Origin of the sequence: Pseudomonas sp. WHRI 8519, assembly GCF_040224055.2 — a bacterium.
GTDB classification, from domain to species: domain Bacteria; phylum Pseudomonadota; class Gammaproteobacteria; order Pseudomonadales; family Pseudomonadaceae; genus Aquipseudomonas; species Aquipseudomonas putida_X.
In genome coordinates, this window is sequence record NZ_CP167996.1 from 5,139,096 (window position 1) to 5,159,866 (window position 20,771).

The following is a 20,771-nucleotide window of genomic DNA, read 5'->3' on the forward strand; positions in this document are numbered from 1 at the left end:
TTGCACCAGCAGGATCGCTTACGCCGACCCTGTGCACCGCACATCAGCAGGGAGCCTCCATGGACAATATCGTCGTTGCCGACAAGCAAACCACCGTCGCCACCCAGAATGCCTGGGGCAATATCACGCTCAACAGCCCAGGCGTGGTGCAGATGCCCGTTGCGCCGGACCAGGTGGCAACCGTGACCCGGCGCGGTCAGGACCTGATCGTCACCCTCAAGTCTGGGGAAAAGGTCACCGTCGGCAACTTCTTTGCCGTGGACCAGGCAGGTGTGGGCAGTGACATGGTCTTCGTCGGTGAAGACGGCACCCTGTGGTACGCCAACTACGATGCCGAAGCCTTCACCGGTTTCACCTTCCAGGAAGTCGACTCGCTCGATGACCTGGTCGCCGGCATCGGCGTCGCGGGCAGCGAAACCCCAACCTGGGCGATTGCCGGGTTGAGCCTGCTGGGTGTTGGTGGCGCTGCCGCCGCCGCAGGCAGCGGCGGTGGTGGCGGTAGCAGCGGCGGCTCCGCCCCAGGTGACACCACGCCACCCGCCACACCGATCGACCTGCTGGTATCGCCCGATGGCTTGCGCCTCACCGGCCGCGGCGAAGCAGGCGCCACGGTGAACGTGCGTGATGCCGCTGGCAACCTGTTGGGCACCGGTACCGTGGGCGCCGACGGCACCTTCACCGTCACCTTGAACCCACCCCAGGTCAATGGCGAAAACCTGGACGTCAGTTTGACCGACGCGGCTGGCAACATCTCGCAGCCTGGCAACGTGACCGCGCCGGATGCAACCGCCCCCGTGGCGCCCACCGAACTGGCCGTGAACGAGCAGGGAACCACACTCACCGGCCGTGCCGAACCTGGGTCCACCGTGCAAGCGCGGGCCGCCGACGGCACCGTGCTGGGTACCGCGGTGGCAGGCGCCGACGGCGCGTTCAGCATCACCCTGCAACCCCCACAAACCGATGGGCAGGCGCTGCAAGTCACTGCCAGTGACGCTGCCGGGAACACCTCACCTGCCGCAGCCATCAACGCACCCGATGACGGGGTTGGCAACCCGCCCGACACCACCCCGCCCGCGCCACCGACCGACCTGGCGGTCAGCGCTGACGGTAGAGTCGTCAGCGGCCGTGCCGAGCCCGGGTCCACCGTGCAAGTGCGTGCCGCCGACGGCACCGTGCTGGGTACCGCCGTGGCAGGTGCCGACGGCCTGTTCAACGTCACCCTGCAACCCCCACAAACCGATGGGCAGGCGCTGCAAGTCACTGCCAGTGACGCTGCCGGCAACACCTCACCTGCCGCAGCCATCAACGCACCCGATGACGGGACTGGCAACCCGCCTGACACTACCCCGCCCGCGCAGCCGGCCGACCTGGCTGTCAGCGCCGACGGCAGGATCGTCAGCGGCCGTGCCGAACCCGGGTCCACCGTGCAAGTGCGTGCCGCTGATGGCACCCTGCTGGGTACCGCCGTGGCAGGTGCCGACGGCCTGTTCAACGTCACCCTTCAACCCCCACAAACCGATGGGCAGGCGCTGCAAGTCACTGCCAGTGACGCCGCTGGCAACATCTCACCTTCCGCAGCCATCAACGCACCAGATGACGGAACTGGCAACCCGCCCGACACCACCCCGCCCGCGCAGCCGGCCGACCTGGCTGTCAGCGCCGACGGCAGGATCGTCAGCGGCCGTGCCGAACCCGGGTCCACCGTGCAAGTGCGTGCCGCTGATGGCACCCTGCTGGGTACCGCCGTGGCAGGTGCCGACGGCCTGTTCAACGTCACCCTTCAACCCCCACAAACCGATGGGCAGGCGCTGCAAGTCACTGCCAGTGACGCCGCTGGCAACACCTCACCGGCCGCCGCCATCAACGCACCCGATGACGGGACTGGCAACCCGCCTGACACCACCCCGCCCGCGCCACCGACCGACCTGGCTGTCAGCGCTGACGGTAGAGTCGTCAGCGGCCGTGCCGAGCCCGGCTCCACCGTGCAAGTGCGTGCCGCCGACGGCACCGTGCTGGGTACCGCCGTGGCAGGTGCCGACGGCCTGTTCAACGTCACCCTGCAACCCCCACAAACCGATGGGCAGGCGCTGCGAGTCACTGCCAGTGACGCCGCCGGCAACACCTCCACTGCCGGCACCGTCAACGCGCCGGACATCGATACCGGCGGGGGTGACACCACTGCGCCGGCGCCCGCCACTGACCTGATCATCAGCGGCGATGGCCGTACCGTATCGGGGCGCGGTGAAGCAGGTGCAACGGTAACCGTAACGAACGACCAGGGGCAGGTCGTGGGCACTGGGACGGTGCAGCCTGACGGCACCTTCACCCTGCAGCTGACCACGCCCGTGACCGATGGCTCGTCGCTGCAAGTGACCTTGACCGATGCCGCTGGCAACGTATCACCGACAAGCCCGCTGACGGCACCGGACCTGGTAGCTCCCGGGCAACCGACCGGGCTGACGCTCACCGATGGCCAGACGCTGACCGGCAGCGCCGAACCCGGTGCACGGGTAGAAGTGCGCGACAGCTCCGGCGACCTGATCGGCAGCGCTATCGCCGGGCCGGATGGCCGCTTCAGCCTCACCCTCGACCCTGCTCAGGCCAACGGCCAACCCTTGGCCATCACGGTCACAGATGCCGCTGGCAACAGTTCCGCACCACTGGCGTATACCGCGCCGGACATCACGCCCCCGGCACTGATCACCGGCGTGATAGTGGGCGCCGGCAGTGCCGTGATCGCGGGCCGCGGTGAAGCGGGTGCCACCGTGCAAGTGCTGGATGCCGACGGCAATGTGATCGGCAGTGGCACGGTGGCAGCCAACGGCACGTTCCTGGTCGAACTGGATGCTCCGGTGGTGGCGGGCGAAAGCATCGTGCTGGTGCAAACCGACGCTGCCGGCAATGCATCGCCTGAGCTGAGCATCACCGTGCCGCAGACGCCCGTACCGGAAGGCCCTGCCGGGCTGGTGGTGGCCCCCGATGGCTCGTCCGTCAGCGGCACGGCGCCTGCAGGCAGCTTTGTGGAAGTGCGCGATGCCCAAGGCAATGTGCTGGGCAGCGTGCAAGTGGGCAATGACGGCACCTTCACCGTCGGCCTGAACCCCCCTCAAGCCAATGGCGAACTGCTCGATGTGGTGGCCCTGGACGCAGACGGCAACAGCTCGCTGCCGACCCAGGTCGGCGCACCGGACATCACCGCGCCCAACCTTGCCAGTGACCTGGCCCTGAGCGCCGATGGCGTCACCCTCACCGGCCGCGGTGAACCCGGGGCCACCGTGCAGGTCAGCGATGCCCAGGGCACAGTGCTCGGCACGGCAGTGGTGGGTGCGAACGGCGTCTTCACCGTCACCCTGACACCGGCCCAGACCAATGGCCAGATGCTCGACGTGGCGCTGAGTGACGCTGCCGGCAACACATCGACCGCAACCCTGACCGCGCCGGATCTGGACGGCCCGTTGCAACCTTCCGCGCTGGCCATCGACAGCACAGGCCTGCACCTCACCGGCCAGGGCCAGAGCGGCTCGATCGTCACGGTGCGCGCGGAGGACGGCACCGTACTGGGCACCGCGAGAGTCGGCGCCGACGGGCGCTTCGATGTCACCCTCGACTCGCCACAGCGCAACGGCCAGAGCCTGACCGTAGAGGCCACCGACAATCTGGGCAACAGTGCCGGGCCGGTCGACTTCACCGCTCCCGACAGTACCCCACCGCAAGTCGTCGGCAACCCGAGCATCGACGACAGCGGCACCACCGTCAGCGGCACTGGCGAACCGGGTGCCACCGTGATCGTGCGCAGCCCCGACGGTACTGTACTGGGCAGCGTCGAGGTGGCCGGCGACGGTACCTTCGAGCTCACCCTTGCCCCACCGCAGACCAATGGCCAGGCCTTGACCGTGGAGCAACGCGACCCAACCGGTAACGTGTCTGCAGCGGTCGACCTGCCAGCCCCGGACAATCAGGCGCCCGACACCCCCACCGGCCTGGCCCTTTCCGCCGATGGCAGCGTGCTCACCGGTAGCGGCGAGCCCGGCGCGCAGGTGCGCGTCATCGGCACCGGCGGCGCAGTAGTGGGCACCGCCGTGGTGGAGGCCGACGGTAGCTTCCGGGTGACCCTCGACCCACCGCAGCTCAACGGCCAGACGCTGTCCGTCACCCAGGCGGACGCGGCGGGCAACACCTCCACTGCCGACACCGTCACCGCCAACGACCTCGAAGCACCGCAACCTGCACAAGGCCTGGGGCTGAGCGCCGATGGCAGTGTGTTGAGCGGGCAAGGTGAGCCAGGCGCCACCGTAGAAGTGCGCGATGCTGGCGGGCAATTGCTGGGCGATGCCCAAGTGCAACCCGACGGCAGCTTCACCGTCACCCTCGCCCCTGCCCAGACCAACGGCGAAGTCCTGTCGGTGGTGCTTGTCGACGAGCAGGGCAATGCCTCGCCATCGGCCACCTTCACCGCCGACGATTCAACCGGCCCTGCCACCCCGACCGGCGTGCAAGTCAGTGCCGATGGCACAACCCTGCAGGGCAACGGGGAGGTCGGCTCCACCGTTGAAGTGCGCAATGCCAACGGCGACCTGCTGGGCACGGTCGTGGTGCCAGTGGGCGGCAACTTCAGCGTGCCGCTGTCGCCAGCGCAACTGGATGGGCAGAGCCTCGAGGTGACCCTCACCGATGCAGCCGGCAACACCTCCCTCGCTGCCCAGGCCACTGCGCCGGACCTCACGCCGCCTGCGCTGCCGACCGATGTAGACGTCAGCCCGGATGGCACCACGGTGACCGGCAACGCCCCCGGGGCCAGTACGGTCACGGTAACCGACCCCAGTGGCAATACCACCACCGTTGCAGTGAACGGCGACGGCAGCTTCAGCGTGCCGCTTGATACCCCGCTCACCAATGGCGAGACCCTGACCGTGGTGGTCAGCGACGGGGCCGGCAATGACTCTGGCGCATCGACCGTCACCGCGCCGGACACCACACCGCCTGATGCGGCCACCGACATCACGATCAGCCCGGATGGCGGGACCATCGGGGGTACTGCCGAACCCGGCGCCACCATCATCGTTCGCGACGGCACCACTGAACTGGGCACCGCAACCGCCGGGCCGGACGGCACCTTCGTGGTCGAAGTCGACCCACCCCTGGTTGCCGGCGACACCGTGCAGGTGGTGGTCCGGGACGACGCTGGCAACGAGACCCCAGTAAACGTGGACGGGCCAGACGGCACCGAGGTCGCCACACCAACGGCGCTGACCATCAGTGCCGACGGCTTCCTCCTGACCGGCCAAGGCACCGTGGGCTCGCTGATCACCGTGACCTCCGGCGGCACCACGCTGGGCACCGCGACGGTCGGCAGCGACGGCATCTTCCGCGTGTTCTTCAGCGACGCCCAGCTCAATGCCCAGACCCTGCAGGTCAGCGCACGCCTTTCAGCCGGCGGTAAACCTTCCGTACCGGCCACAATCGTGGCCGAAGACAATACCGCCCCGGATGCCCCCACCCAGCTTGCCCTCAACGGCAGCGGCAGTACCCTCACCGGCCAGGGCGAGGTGGGCGCGACCGTGCGCGTGGTCGATGCCCAAGGCACCGAACTGGGCACCGCCATCGTTGGCAGCAACGGCTTGTTCAGCGTCACACTGACACCCCAGCAAGCCAACGGCCAGAACCTCACCGTCACCCAGAGCGACGCGGCGGGCAATAGCTCGCTGGCCGCAACCTTGCAGGCGCCTGACCTGCAAGCGCCTGATGCGCCCGCCGGCCTGAGCCTGAACAGCGCGGCAACCGTCGTCAGCGGCCAGGGTGAGGCCGGCGCCACCGTTACTGTGCGCGATGCCAGTGGCGCAGTACTGGCCACCGGCACTGTCAACCAGAGCGGCGAGTTCCAGGTCACCCTGCCAAGTGCGCAAACCACCGGCAGCGCCCTGCAGGTGACCCTCAGCGATGCCGCTGGCAATATCTCTGGCCCGGCGAGCCTGGCGACACCGGACCGCACGCCACCGGCGGCGGTCGGCAACCCCGTGCTCAGCGCCGATGGCAGGCAGCTATCAGGCAGTGGCGAAGCCGGCGCCACCGTGCAGGTGCGCAACGCCGCCGGCACCGTGGTCGGCACCACGACCGTGGGCGCCGATGGGCGGTTCACGGTTACATTCGATACGCCACAGGCAACTGGCCAGGCGATCGGTGTGAGCCAGCTGGATGCAGCTGGCAACACCTCGCCTGCTGTCACCCTCAGTACACCCGACCTCACCGCACCAGCCCCGCTGACCAATGTGGTGCTCAACAACAACGGCCTGACCCTCACCGGCCTGGGTGAAGCGGGTGCCAGCGTGACGGTACGCGGCCCCGATGGCACCATCATTGGCACCGGCCAGGTGGCCGCCAACGGCAGCTTCACCCTCACCCTGACCAGCGCGCAACTCAACGCCCAGAACTTGAGCGTGACCCAGACCGACGCGGGCAACAACACCTCGCCGCCCGTTGCGGTAACAGCGCCGGACCTCACCCCACCCGCGGCGCCAACCGACCTCGCCCTGGCCAGTAGCGGCGTGCAACTGAGCGGCAGCGCCGAAGCAGGCAGCACCGTTACCGTGCGTGATGCCGCAGGCAATATCCTGGGTACCGCCGTGGCCAGCAGCAATGGCACCTTCCAGGTCACCCTGAGCAGCGCCCAAACCAACGGCCAGACCTTGCAGGTTACGGCCACCGATGCCGCAGGCAACGTGTCGCCTGCCGCGCCTTACACCGCAGCCGATACCACACCACCCACCGCCGTCGCCAACCTGGCCGTCGCTGCCGACGGCGCCAGCCTGACCGGTACCGGCGAAGCCGGCGCCACGGTCACCGTGCGCGCGCCCGACGGCACCTCGCTGGGGACCGCCACGGTCGGCAGCGATGGCCGGTTCACCGTCGCGCTCAGCCCTGCAGCGATAGCCGGCGAAAACCTCAGCGTGACCCAGGCCGATGCCGCGCAGAACACCTCGCCGGCACAGACCGTGACCGCGCCGGGCGACCTGGCACCGGACATTCCGGACAACCTGACGCTCTCAGCCGATGGCCTGGTGGTTACCGGCAATGGATCCCCCGGCAGCACCGTCAGTGTGTATGGCCCTGACGGCGTGCTGTTGGGCACTGCGCCAGTGGGCAATGACGGCAGCTTCACGGTCAACCTCGACAGCGTTCAGGCCAACGGCGAAGTCTTGCTGGTCAGTGCCGTGGGCACCGATGGCAGTGCTTCGTTGCCTGCGACCCTGCAGGCGCCGGACACCACCGCTCCACAAGCGCTGACCAACCTGGTGCTGAGCGCCGATGGCCTGACGCTCACCGGCCGAGGTGAGCCGGGCGCCACGGTGACCGTGCTCGGCGAAGGCGGTGTCGACCTGGGCACCGCTGTGGTCGGTGCCGATGGTAATTTCAGCATTGGCCTGAGTACCGCCCAGATCAATGGCGAGCAGCTCAGTGCACAGCAGACCGACGCCGCGGGCAATGAGTCCGACAGTGTCAGCCTGACTGCGCCCGACCGCGTGGCGCCCGAGGCTGCTGGCAACCTGGCATTCGCCGGCGGCGGCAGCGTGCTCAACGGTACCGGCGAGGCCGGCAGCACCGTCAAAGTGCTGGCTGCCGATGGCAGTACACTGGGCAGCGCAGTGGTCCGCGCCGACGGTACCTTCCAGGTCACGCTCAGCGCGCCACAAGCCAACGGCCAGCAGGTGCAGGTGGTACTGACCGATGCCGCCGGCAACCAGTCCGACCCCAGCCCCATCACCGCAGCCGATACCACCCCTCCAGCCGCCCCCACCGAGCTTGCGATTTCCAGCGACGGGGTTACCCTCACCGGCCGCGGCGAGCCCGGCGCACAGGTGAGTGTGACCAACGCCCAGGGCGACGAAATCGGCACGGCAGTGGTCGATGCCAGCGGTAATTTCACCGTCACGCTCAACCCGGCGCTGGGCAACGCCGAACTGCTCAGCCTCAGCCAGGCCGACGCAGCCGGCAACGTGTCGGCGGTCGCCACCTTGCAAACGCCCGACTTCACGCCGCCGGCCATCCTCACACAGGTGGCGATCAATGCCGATGGCAGCGTGGTCACCGGCCAGGGTGAACCAGGCGCCACCGTCACGGTGACCAATGCCGCAGGCGTAGTGCTCGGTACGACCATTGTGCTCACCGACGGCAGCTTCTCAGTAGAACTGTCGCCCGCCCAGATCAACCAGCAAGTGCTGTCGGTACAGCAGGCCGACCCACCCGGCAACATCAGCGCGCCGGTCACCGTCGATGCCCCCGACCTCACGCCCCCTGCAGCGGCGACCGAATTGCGCTTCAATGCTGCAGGCGATCAGCTAAGCGGCGTCGGCGAAGCGGGCACCACGGTACGCGTGTACCTGGGCACCACTGAAATCGGCACCGCCACCGTGGAGGCCGACGGTACCTTCGTGGTCGATCTGAGCTCGGCGCAGCTCAACGGCCAGACGCTTCAGGTAACCCTGACAGACGACAGCGACAACGTATCGCCCATCAGCTCGGCCACCGCAGCCGACACCACGCCGCCGGCCACGGTGGTCGCGGTGCTCAACGCCAGCGGCACCCAGCTCACCGGTAGCGGCGAAGCAGGGGCGCGCATCACCGTGATGAACGACCGTGGCGACATGGTCGGCCAGGGGGTGATCGACCCTGATGGCACTTTCGTGCTTGACCTCACCACCCCACAGATCGACGGCCAGGTACTGACCGTGGTCGCTCAGGACGCCACCGGCAACCCCAGCGCGCCACTCGAAGTGACCGCCCCGGACCTGGTGCCACCGGGGCAACCCACCGGCCTGGCGCTGGACGCGACGGGCACGCTGCTGACCGGTAGTGCCGAACCCGACAGCATCATCACCGTGCGTGGCCCGGACAACACCATTCTCGGCACCATCCAGGCCAACCAAGACGGCACCTTCAGCGTGACGTTGAGCCCGGCACAGGACAACGGCCAATTGCTGACCGTGGTCGCCCTTGATGAGGCGGGCAACGCTTCGCTGCCAGCCACTTACCAGGCTGGCGACACGTCGCCGCCTGCACCGGTGACCAATCTGGCCATCAATGCCGACTACGACGTGCTGACCGGGCGCGGCGAGCCCAACGCTACAGTGACGGTCAGCCTGGGAGGCGCTGTAATCGGCACCGGCGTGGTCGATGCCAATGGCAACTTCTCCATCGACCTCGCCCCCGCACCTGGCGCAGACGTCACATTGGAAGTGATCCAAAACGACGGTACCAACCCCTCGCCAGTACAGACCTACCTCACCCCGGATGTTCCACCCTCAGCGCCCCCGACCAACGTGGTGCTGGACCCTGACGGCCTGACCCTCACGGGTAACGCCACCAGCGGGGCGTCCATCACTGTCTATGACAGTGAGGGCAATGTGATCGGTACTGGTACAGCGGACGGCAACGGCGACTTCAGTCTGCAGCTCGACAGCGCCCAGTTGAATGGCCAATCGCTGTCGGTCACTGCCGAGGCGGTGGCGGGCACTGAGTCGCAACCCGTGTTCGTGCAGGCGGCCGATACCACGCCGCCGGCCAACCCGGTGGTCACTGCGCTGTCCGCCAATGGCCTGGTGCTGACCGGCACCGGTGAAGCCAATGCCACAGTCACCGTGCGCGATGCCAACGGCAATGTGCTCGGTACCGGCGTGGTCAACGCGGGCGGCGTGTTCAGCATCAACCTGGCCAGCGCGCAGCTCAACGGCCAGGTACTCGGTGTGACGCAGGTCGACGCGGCACAGAATGCCTCGGGCAGCACCAGCTATACCGCGCCGGACACTCAGGCGCCGGCGGCACCGACCAACCTGGCCGTGGGCGGCGCAGGCACCGTGCTGACCGGTGTCGGCGAGCCCGGCGCGACAGTCACCGTCACCGGCCCGGGCGGGCCGCTGGGCAGCGCCGTGGTGCAACCCAATGGCAGCTTCACCGTCAACCTCTCCACCACGCAGAACGACGGGCAGTTGCTCACCGTGCGCCAGTCCGATGCCGCCGGCAACCAGTCCGGCAGCGCCAGCGTCACAGCACCCGACACCACGCCACCCGCGGCGCCAGTGGCCGCCATCAACGCCAACGGCACCACGGTCAGCGGCTCTGGCCAGATCGGCAGCACCGTCACCGTGCGCGACGCGGCAGGCACCGTGCTCGGCACCGCCACAGTCGGCAGCAACGGCCTGTTCGTGGTCAGCCTGGCGGCGGCGCAGATCGACAACCAGGCCCTGACGGTCACCTTGACCGACGCCAGCGGCAACGCTTCGACCGGCACCGCACTGACCGCTCCAGACCTCACCCCGCCAGCGCTGGCCAGCAACCTGGTGATCAGCGCCGACGGCAGCACGCTGACCGGCAGCGGCGAGGCTGGCGCCACGGTCACGGTGCGTAGCGCCAACGGCACCGTCCTGCAAACCGGCACGGTGCAGCCCGACGGCACCTTCTCCGTCACCCTGACACCTGCCCAGGACAACGGCCAGAGCCTGTCGGTGTCGCTCACCGACCCCCGCAACAACGTATCCGGCAACGTCACCATCACCGCGCCGGACGTCGACGCCAATGCACCGGTGATCGCCAGCGACAACCTGGCAACCGCCACCGTCAACTTGGCACCGGTTGTCGCCACGCAGACCTACACCGACAGTTTCACCACCCTGCTGACGGGCTTCAGCAAGACCTACACCTGGACGGTCGGGGCCGGCACCACGGTTGACCCTACCTTGACGCTGACCACAAGCAGTGCCCTGGCCCTGCTCGACAACACCACCTTCACCTTGCAGGTAAAAAATGCTGCCGGGGCCTGGGTCACGTTAGCGACCGGTAACAGCCAGGGCCTGCTGGACTTGATCCTGTTGCCGTTGGGCCAAGGGGTGCGCGTCGACATCGGCGAGCTGCAAGCCGGTGAGTACCGGCTGACCGTCGGCAGCGGCGGGATCGGCCTGGTGACCAACGTGACCACCACGCTGGACATCGAAACCACCAGCCTGACCCAGTTCACCGGCACCGGTACCCCCACTACCGGCAACGTCATCACCGACCCCGGGGTCGACGGCACCACCGATGCCCGTGGCCCGGACAGCAGTGCCGTGCTGCAAGTGCTCAAGAACGGCAGCTACGTCACCGCCGGCAGCGCCACCGAAGTGCAGGGCCTGTATGGCACCCTGGTGATCCGCGCCGATGGCAGCTACACCTACACGCCCAACGGCACCCCCGCCAGCGTCGGCAAGGTGGACGTGTTCAGCTATCAACTGGTGCACGGCAACGGCCTGACCGATGTCGCCAACCTCTATGTGCGGATCGACAGCCCGCAAGCCACGGAGGTCTGGAGCGACAGCAACCTCAGCGCGCCCGCCACGGTGGTCGATGCCGTCAACGACATCGACAGCACCAACATCAGCCTGGCGAACCGGGTGGACACCGCCAGCGCCACACTGGGCACACTGTCCCTGCCGCTGATCGGCTCGCGGCAAGCGGCCTACACCACCACCGTTGCCGCTGACACCACCGCCAACCTGCAAGTGGTACTCAACTCCGCCAACCTGCTGGGCCTGCTCAACGGCACCACCCTCGGCCTTTACAAACTCAACACGGCTACCGGCCAGTACGTCCTCGTGCAGTCTGTGCCCGGTGGGTCGCTGGTCAGCCTGCTCGGCGGCGGTTCGGCCTACACCTTCCAGAACCAGGGCGCCGGTACCTACGAGATCCGTGTCAGCGCAGGTGGCATTGGCCTGGCCAGCTCGATCACCACCAGCCTCAACACCACCACCACGCACACCAACGAGTTCGTGGTCAGCGGCTACACCCCCGTGACCGGCAACCTGCTGACCGACACCGCCGGGGGCGGTGCCGACAACCTCGGTTCGACGCTGACCGTGCTCAGCGTGCTGGTAGCGGCCAACACTTACGCCATCCCCGGTTACAACGGCGTCAGCGTGGCCGGCACCTACGGTACGCTTCTGGTGAACGCTGACGGCAGCTACACCTATACCCTCAAGGAGGGCCTGACCTCGGCAGTGATCGGCCAACAGGACACCTTCACCTACGAACTGACGCACCCCAACGGCACCACCGATACCGCAACGCTGACCATCAACCTGGACAACGCTGCCGGGTTTACCGCGACCACTTCGCTGCTGGCTGAAAGCGGTGACGAGGGGGCGACCTTGGCTAGTGTGGCCGCGGCCGCATCGACCGAGGTGATCGCCGGCAGCGATGGCAATGACCACCTCGATGGCAGCCAGGGCGGGCACATCAGCCTGCAAGGCGGGGCGGGCGACGACACCCTCGTGGTGGTCGACCAGGCCTTTGCCAGCGTCGACGGCGGCAGTGGTACCGACACCCTGCTGTGGGGCGGCGGCGATGCCAGCATCGACCTGGGCTCCCTGGCTGAGCGTGTCCACGACATCGAAATCATCGACCTCAACGACACCAGCGCAGTGGCCCTGACGCTGAGCCTGGCGGATGTGGTGGCCGTCACCGAAAGCGGCAGCAGCACGCTGCTGATCAAAGGTGACGACAAGGATTCGGTGCACATGACCGATAACTGGAGCCTGACCGGCAGCCAGAGCGCCGACGGCATCGACTATAACCAATACACGGCCCAGGAGGATCCGAGCCACCACCTGTGGGTGCAGAACGGCATCCATGTCGTCTGAGGCCGCAGTAACCCGCCGGGCGCCATGCCCGGCGGCAAGGACGATCAGCAGTAAGGGAATTATGTGAAGCGAAGCAGTCCGCTGTCACCGCTGTTGCCGGGAGCCGTCGCGCTCCTGGCATTGATTTGGAACCCGGTTGCGCAGGCAGCCGATGACATAGACCCCTCGCTACGCACCATCGGCCCGTCACTGCTACGCGATGCCCCCGATGCCATCCCTGCCCGCCCCGCGGCAGGCCAGGCCGCCACCCATGGCGATCGGCTCGGGCTGGCCGAGGCAGTGCTGGCCGCTGCGCAGTGGCACCCCAGCATCGCTGAAGCCGTCGGCAACCTGTACAAGCAAGGCGAAGGCATCAACGTGGCGCGCGCCGGTTACTACCCGCAGGTGTCCGGCGGTATCCGCACCGGCTATGACAGCGGGTATGGCGGCGACCGCAGCAGCCAGGCGCTGAACCTGTCGCTCAAGCAGATGCTCTACGATTTCGGCAAGGTCGACAGCGCCGTCGACGCCGCCAAGGCCGCTGCCGCCCGGGCCCAGGCCAACATCTTGCTGGTCATCGACGACCTGGCCCGCGATACCGCCTACGCCTGGATCGAAACCCGCCGCTACGAGCAGCTGATGGTGATTGCCCGTGAGCAGATCAACGGCGTCAATGCTATTGCCGGCATGGCGCGCCAGCGCAGCGACATGGGCGCCAGCACGCGCTCCGACGTGGTCCAGGCCGAGTCCCGGGTGGAAGGCGCCCGCGCGACCCTCGAGGAATATCAGGCCCAGTACCAGCGCTGGCGCTCTACCCTCGCCGCCCTGCTCGGCCGCGTTTCACCGCCGGCCCTGGCCGAAGAAACGCCCCCCGAACTCGACCAGGCCTGCAAGCGCCCACCACAGGGCGACGACCGCCTGCCTGCAGTGCTCATGGCCCTGGCCCTGCGCGCACAATCCCAAGCCGAACTGGCACAGGCCAAGGCCGAGGCCTACCCGACGCTGTCGCTGCAGCCGCAGGTCAACCACTACCTGGACAACGACTACGACCGCGACAACAACCGCCTCGACCGCACCCAGGCGGGCATTTACCTGAACCTCGAGGTGCCGATCTACCAAGGCGGTGCCATCAGCGCCCGCAGCCGCGCGGCCGGGTATGCCCTGACCGCTGCCGACTCCGCCGAAGACGCTGCACGCCTGCAGGCCCGCCGCGGCCTGGCCGAAGCCATGGCGCAAACCTCGGGGCTGGGCCGCCGGCTGAGTTCGCTCCAGGCGCGCCAGGCCAGCATCAAGGAAGCACGCATGCTCTACGGCCGGCAATACCTGGACCTGGGCACACGGCCGCTGCTCGACCTGCTCAATGCCGAGCAGGAAATCTACCAGTCGCGCTTCGAACTTGCCGGCACCCGTTCCGACCTGCTGCGCCTGGATGTCGACTGCCTGTACAACACCGGCGCCCTGCGCATGGCCTTGGGCCTCGAAGGGCGCAACCTGCAAGGGGTGGAGATCGAGCCATGAACGATACGGTCAACCTGAGCCAAGCCACGCAGCAGCAAAACCCGGAGCCAGCTGTCGTCCATCGGCCGGACCTTGGCCCTTGGCTTGAAGTCATGCTGCAGGTCGCCCACCACTACCGGTTGGATGTATCGCCCCAGCGCATCCGCCTGGCGGCGGTCGAAGATGCCCGGCCGCTGGATGAAATTCTGCGCCACATGGCGCGCCAGGCCGGCCTGTCCCTGCGCTTCGTGCGCTTCGATGCCAAAGCCCTGCGGCAATGGCGTACCCCCCTGGTGCTCGAACTCAACGATGGCCAGCTGGCTGTGGTCGAAGCCGTGACCGAGGACAACCAGCTGGCCGTGGTGTTCGCCGGCGACCAGGGCCTCACCTCGCGCCTGCCCCGCGAAGCGCTCGAAGGGCGCATCAACCGCGTGGCACTGATGCGCCCGGCACGGCCATTGCGCGACGTGCGTACCGACGACTACACCGCCCCGTACGACCGCCATTGGTTCGCCCGCATCGTGCTGCGCGACCTGCGCCCGTACGGGCAGGTGATGGTCGCCTCGCTGGTGGCCAACGTGCTGGCCCTGGCCGGCGTGCTGTTCTCGATGCAGGTGTATGACCGGGTGATCCCCGCCGAATCGCTGCCCACCCTGTACGTGCTGTTCGGCGGTGTGGTGCTGGCGCTGGTGTTCGATTTCAGCATGCGCCTGCTGCGCCTTAAGGTTACCGACCTGCTCGGCAAACGCGCCGACCTGCGCGTGTCGGACCTGGTCTACGGCCATGCCCTGCGCCTGCGCAACTCGGCGCGGCCGAAATCCACCGGCTCGTTCATTTCGCAACTGCGCGAGCTGGAGTCGATCCGCGACCTGATCACCTCCAGCACCGCCACCGCGCTGGCCGACCTGCCGTTCTTCCTGTTGTTCCTGTTCGTGTTCTGGCTGATCGGCGGCGTGCTGGTGTTCATCCCGCTGCTGGCGCTGCTGGCCATGCTCCTGCCTGGTTTGCTGGCGCAGCGCCGGCTGGCACGCCTGGCCAATGCCTCGATGCGCGAATCGTCCCTGCGCAACGCCATGCTGGTGGAAAGCGTTCAGGGCCTGGATGAAATCAAGGCACTGCAGGCCGAAGCGCGCTTCGAACGCCAGTGGAACCAGTACAACGCAGCCTGCGCGCACACCAACCTGCATCTGCGCACCCTGACCAACGGCCTGGTGACCTGGACCCAGAACGTGCAAGGCGCGGTGTTTGCCGTGGTCATCGTCATCGGCGCGCCGATGGTGATTGCCGGCGACCTCACCACCGGTAGCCTGGTGGCCGCCTCGATGCTGTCCTCGCGGATGATGGCGCCGCTGGCGCAGCTGACCCATGTGCTGACCCGCTGGCAACAAGCCAAGGTGGCGCTACAGGGCCTGGACAAACTGATGCAGGCGCCGGTCGATCACCCCGAAGGCGAAGCCCGGGTACACCTGCCGGCCATCCGCGGGGAGTACCGGCTGCGCCAGGCTAACTTCCGCTACGACCCCGAGGCACCTCCGGTGCTGAACATCGGCCAGCTGGACATCCGGCCGGGCGAGCGCATCGCCGTGCTGGGGCGCAATGGCGCCGGCAAGTCGACGCTGCTGCAGGCGCTGGGCGGTGCCATGGACCTGGTGCAAGGCGAGGTCACGCTCGACGGCATTGCCCTGGCCCACCTGGACCCGGCCGACCTGCGCCGGGACGTCGGCTTGCTGGCGCAGTATGCGCGGCTGTTCCACGGCACCCTGCGTGAGAACCTCACCCTCGGCGCCGGCCAGGCCAGTGACCAGGAGCTGGTGGCCGCGCTGGCCGCCACGGGCGCCTTGGAGTTCGTGCGCCGCCTGCCCAAAGGTATGGACCACCTGATTCTGGAAGGCGGCCTGGGCCTGTCCGGCGGGCAGCGTCAGGCATTGGTGCTGGCACGTTTGCTGGTGCGCCAGCCGCAGGTACTGCTGCTGGATGAACCCACCGCCTCGCTGGACGACACGACCGAACGCAAGCTGCTCGATAACCTCGACCGCTTCTGCCAAGGCCGCACTTTGGTGATCGCCACCCACCGGTTGAGTGTGCTGCAACGGGTGGAGCGGATCATCGTGCTCGAAGGCGGGCGCATCGTCATCGACGACAGCCGTGACGCCGCCCTGGCCAAACTGCAAGGAGCGCAGGCATGAGCAACCATGAACTCCCCGCGTCCTACCTCGATGGCCAGGACGATCAGGCCGTGCTGCGCGCCGGCCGCGTGATCACCGTGTGCGCACTGATGCTGGCCGCGTTCCTGGCCTGGGCTGCCTGGTTCGAGGTCACCGAAGTCTCTACCGGCACCGGCAAGGTGATCCCCAGCTCGCGCGAGCAAGTGATCCAGTCGTTCGAAGGCGGCATCGTCGCCGAGATGAACGTGGCCGAAGGCGATCTGGTCGAGCGCGGCCAGGTGCTGGCCCAGCTCGACCCGACCAAGACGGCCTCCAGTGTCGGTGAAAGTGAGGCCAAGTACCGTGCGGCCACCGCCAGCGTTGCCCGCTTGCGCGCCGAGGTCACCGGCAAGCCGCTGGTTTTCCCTGACAGCCTGCGCGACTCGCCGGAGCTGATCGACGCCGAAACCGCGCTGTACCAGACCCGCCGCCGCGGCCTGGAGCAGACCCTGGCGGGTATCGAGGACTCGCTGCGGCTGGTGCGCAGCGAACTGCAGATTACCGAGAACCTCGCCAAGATGGGGGCCTCCAGCCGGGTCGAAGTGATCCGCCTCAACCGCCAGCGCTCGGAACTCGAGCTCAAGGCCAACGAAGCGCGCTCCGATTATCTGGTACGCGCCCGCGAAGAACTGGCCAAGGCCAGCGCCGAAGCCGACAGCCTCTCGGAAGTGATCCGCGGGCGCAGCGATTCGCTGTCACGCCTGACCTTGCGCTCGCCGGTGCGGGGCATCGTCAAGGACATCGAGGTCAACACCCTGGGCGGGGTGGTACAGCCTGGTGGGCAGGTGATGAAGATCGTGCCGATGGACGAACGCTTGCTGATCGAGACACGCATCGCCCCCCGCGACATCGCCTTCATCCACCCCGACCAGGCGGCCAAGGTGAAGATAAGTGCCTATGACTATTCGGTATATGGTGGGTTGGAAGGCAAGGTGGTGGGCATCTCGCCGGACACCCTGCAGGATGAGGTGAAACCGGAAATCTATTACTACCGGGTGTTCATCCGTACCGAGCAGGACAGCCTGCAGAACAAGGCCGGCAAGCGCTTTGCGATCGTGCCGGGGATGATTGCCACGGTGGATATCCGCACCGGTGAGAAAACCATTCTCGATTACCTGATCAAGCCGCTGAACCGGGCCAAGGAAGCCTTGCGCGAGCGCTAGGGGCCGCTGCGCGGCCATCGCCGGCAAGCCGGCTCCCACCGGGACCGTGTCAGCTTCCAAGTCTTGGGTAAGGCAGCTCCGAACTGTCCCCAGGAAGTTGGACACCAACCCAATGTATTGTGGAGGTCCACTTTGTGGGAGCCGGCTTGCCGGCGATAGGGCCAGTGAAGGCTACCGCCAAGTTAAAGCCTGGCCCGAACAGGCCGATAACCGGTTATCCCCTGTCTTCCATGAAGGTCACCATGGCCACGCAAAATGCCCGCGCGGACGCGTTGTCCCTGCTGCTGTTCACCCTGCGCAGCGGCAAGCTGATGGCAATCAACCTGCTCAAGGTCAGCGAGATCATCCCTTGCCCGTCGCTGACCAAGTTGCCCGAATCGCACCCCCACGTGAAAGGCGTGGCGACCCTGCGCGGCAACCCGCTGTCGGTGATCGACCTGTCGCGGGCCATCGGTGAACGCCCACTGGCCGACCCCGACGGTGGCTGCCTGATCGTCACCGAGATCAGCCGCTCGCGCCAGGGCCTGCATGTGCAGGCAGTGAGCCGCATCGTCCACTGCCTGAGCACCGACATCAAACCGCCGCCCTTTGGCTCGGGCAACCGCTCGTTCATCACCGGCGTGACCCGCGTCGACAACACCTTGGTGCAGGTGCTGGACATCGAAAAGGTGATCCACGCCATCGCCCCGCCGGAGCCGGAGCCTGCTCCGGGCAAACTGAACGAAGAAGACGCCAGCCTGCTGGCCGCCGCCAACATCCTGGTGGTGGACGACAGCCAAGTGGCGCTGCAGCAGTCGGTGCACACCCTGCGTAACCTGGGCATCGACTGCCACACCGCCCGCAGTGCCAAGGATGCGATCAACGTGCTGCTGGAGCTGCAAGGTACTGCGCAGGAGATAAACATCATCGTGTCCGACATCGAGATGTCGGAGATGGACGGCTATGCCTTCACCCGCACGCTGCGCGAAACACCGGACTTCCAGCACCTTTACGTGCTGCTGCACACCTCGCTGGACAGCGCGATGAGTGCCGAAAAGGCCAGGCTGGCCGGGGCCAATGCCATCCTCACCAAGTTCTCCTCCCCGGAGCTGACCGATTGCCTGGTGGTGGCGGCGCGCACGGTAGTGTTTGCCGAACGATGAAGGCCGTGCTGTCATATCCAGCGACAAACTCCCTGGCCTGTTGCCAGGGATGAGTCGGTCATACTTCGCCACCCTCGAACGTTTCACGGTATAGCGTATGAAGTTTTTCAGCTCTCTCCTGATCGCCTGCGCCGTTTTCAGCGGTGTTGCCCAGGCCTCCAGCAGCCAGGCCTGGAACGAACAACGCCAGCAGATGCTCAAGGCCTGCCTGGCTGCCAGCCAGTTCAAGGATGCCCACGCCCGCGGCAAACCTGCGGAGTTCGATGACCAGGTGGGCTTCAGCGCCCTGGTCATCGAAGGGGTGTATCCACAAAAGCACATGCAGCGACGCACCGGCTCCGAGCTGTGCCTGTACGACCGCCAGCAGCAGCGGGCCTTCGTCAGCGAATGGAGCCTGGGCGCCAAGTGAACGACTCTTTGCGTTTTGCCTGTACCGGCTGTGGCAAGTGCTGCACCGGCCACCATGTGCCACTGACCTTGGCCGAGGCGCGCCAGTGGGCGGCCTCCGGTGGCCAGGTGGTGGTGCTGATCGAAGCCTTTGTGGAGGACGGCCCAGGGATGCCGGCAGACCAGCGTGAGCATGTGCTGCGCCGCTCGCACCCGGTGCCTTGTGGCGACAGCGAGGTGCGGGTTTCGGTGACCTTTGCCGCGTTCAACCCTGGGCGCTGCCGCAACCTGGACGAAAACGACCTGTGCACCATCTACGAGAGCCGGCCGCTGGTTTGCCGCATCTACCCGGTGGAAATCAACCCGCACATTCCACTTCGGCCAGAGAACAAGGACTGCCCGCCCGAGGCTTGGGAGCAAGGGCCTGAGCTGATTCATGGTTCATTGCCGGTGGACCCGGCGCTGCAGGCACTGGTGCAGGCGTCCCAGCAGGCAGATCGCGATGACATCGCGGCCAAGGTTGCCGTGTGCCAGGCCTTGGGCATGACCATCAGCGCGCTCAAGGGCAATGGCTTCACGGCCTACCTTCCAGATATGGGGGCCTTGGCTGCAGCGCTGGCGGATATACCGGCACCGCACGGCGCGCCGTGGGCCTTGCACGTCCAGGACGCAGCCCTGCTGGCCAGCCTGCAGGCGCAGGGTTTGCAGGCCGGCGACACGCCTTCGCAGTACTACGCCTTCATCGGCTTCTGACAAGCCTGCGCTTTAGCTGTGCAAGCAACCGTCTTGCCCAATTTCTAGAGGCCAGCGCAATCCAAGTGGGAGCCGGGCTTGCCGGCGATGGGCCGCAAAGCGGCCCCACAACCGCTTAGGCGCTGCGGTTCATGCCCATTTCCATGTCGTTGATCAATGCTTTGGCCATGGCACTGAGAATGCGTGCCGCACTGCCAGCGATCATGTTGCCCTCCATCTCGGCTTCCTCGCTCAAATGCCGGATACAACCGAGCAAGACCGACAGCTCATCGAACGCATGATTGAGCGGTATGCCCGGCTGGATGGCGTACAAGCCGAGGAATGTTTCCTTACCGGCTGTGCTGCGCAGTTTCAGTTCATCACTCACGGTTGATCTCCTGCATCGCCATATGGGCGACAAGGACACGCAGCAGTTCAGTGAGGATGCCGAGGTTTTCCAGCAGTGCGTAGCGATGGTCTTCGGCTTCGGTGTCGAGGTAGAGCTGGCTGGTTTTGCAGAAGCAGTCCATCAGCGTGGCAGCGTGAGCCTTGGCGTCCTCGGCGGAGAGGCCGGCGATTATTGTGATGTAAGGGATAGGGAATGAGGTCGGTGGATCGGGAACGATCTTCTTCATGACTAAATCTCTTAGGGATTTACCTGAATAGCGACCACCTTCTCTTTCTCACGGATAGGGTGGCAGCCGTACGCGAGGTGAGAAAACCGCTCCCCATCTGCGGCCAGACCGAAGTCTCACGCGCACGGCCGCCATGACATGAAGCCATGACGAGGGGAAGACCGCAGCTTCTCACAGCCGCTCGCCGTTGTGGCGAACCGCGAAGTTATCGCTGAAGCATTTCCCCGACTATCAGACGCCATCCGACAGAGCGCGTAGGATAATTCCTCATGGCCGCACTCTTGAAGCATCTGGTTTCAGATTCAGAATCTTCTTACGCGCTAAGGACTGCCAGCTAAGCCACCCAACCTGTCAGCGCTGTCAGCCAGCT

General features: G+C 66.7%; 9 protein-coding genes. 7 read left to right on the forward strand and 2 right to left on the reverse strand.

Going from position 1 to position 20,771, the window contains the following annotated elements; all coding sequences use genetic code 11:
* Positions 1 to 59 precede the first annotated feature (59 nt).
* The 7 genes from ABRP30_RS23535 to ABRP30_RS23565 all read left to right on the forward strand — a co-directional run bounded on the left by ABRP30_RS23535 (position 60) and on the right by ABRP30_RS23565 (position 19,787).
* Entirely contained in the window at positions 60 to 12,662 is a 12,603-nt protein-coding gene (locus tag ABRP30_RS23535; RefSeq protein WP_372490357.1) for a BapA/Bap/LapF family large adhesin, read from the forward strand.
* A 63-nt stretch (positions 12,663 to 12,725) separates the two neighbouring features.
* Positions 12,726 to 14,159, forward strand: a complete 1,434-nt coding sequence (locus tag ABRP30_RS23540) for a TolC family outer membrane protein (RefSeq protein ID WP_267818642.1) — start codon at positions 12,726 to 12,728, stop codon at positions 14,157 to 14,159.
* Positions 14,156 to 16,324 carry a type I secretion system permease/ATPase gene (locus tag ABRP30_RS23545; protein WP_349974831.1) on the forward strand — a complete coding sequence of 723 codons (2,169 nt, stop codon included), beginning with the start codon at positions 14,156 to 14,158 and terminating at the stop codon, positions 16,322 to 16,324. Before ABRP30_RS23540 ends, ABRP30_RS23545 begins: the two co-directional genes overlap by 4 nt.
* Positions 16,321 to 17,505: an HlyD family type I secretion periplasmic adaptor subunit gene (locus tag ABRP30_RS23550; protein ID WP_241804139.1), complete on the forward strand. Its 1,185-nt coding sequence runs from the start codon at positions 16,321 to 16,323 to the stop codon at positions 17,503 to 17,505. The genes ABRP30_RS23545 and ABRP30_RS23550 overlap by 4 nt, the downstream gene beginning before the upstream one ends.
* A 242-nt stretch (positions 17,506 to 17,747) precedes the next feature.
* A complete protein-coding gene (locus ABRP30_RS23555; protein ID WP_241804138.1) occupies positions 17,748 to 18,647 on the forward strand; it encodes a chemotaxis protein in 900 nt (299 codons plus the stop codon).
* Positions 18,648 to 18,744: 97 nt separating this feature from the next.
* The gene (locus tag ABRP30_RS23560) at positions 18,745 to 19,056 is read left to right on the forward strand and encodes a hypothetical protein (RefSeq protein ID WP_349974832.1); all 312 of its coding nucleotides are present in this window, start codon (positions 18,745 to 18,747) and stop codon (positions 19,054 to 19,056) included.
* Positions 19,053 to 19,787, forward strand: a complete 735-nt coding sequence (locus ABRP30_RS23565; RefSeq protein ID WP_349974833.1) for a YkgJ family cysteine cluster protein — start codon at positions 19,053 to 19,055, stop codon at positions 19,785 to 19,787. The genes ABRP30_RS23560 and ABRP30_RS23565 overlap by 4 nt, the downstream gene beginning before the upstream one ends.
* 115 nt (positions 19,788 to 19,902) lie before the next feature.
* On the opposite strand, the gene ABRP30_RS23570 is transcribed toward ABRP30_RS23565, so the two are convergent.
* Both ABRP30_RS23570 and ABRP30_RS23575 read right to left on the reverse strand, forming a co-directional pair.
* A complete protein-coding gene (locus ABRP30_RS23570; protein WP_241804135.1) occupies positions 19,903 to 20,154 on the reverse strand; it encodes a DUF3077 domain-containing protein in 252 nt (83 codons plus the stop codon).
* Positions 20,147 to 20,401 (reverse strand): hypothetical protein, encoded by a 255-nt coding sequence (locus ABRP30_RS23575; RefSeq protein ID WP_267818654.1) that lies wholly within the window; start codon positions 20,399 to 20,401, stop codon positions 20,147 to 20,149. The genes ABRP30_RS23570 and ABRP30_RS23575 overlap by 8 nt, the downstream gene beginning before the upstream one ends.
* Positions 20,402 to 20,771: the final 370 nt, after the last annotated feature.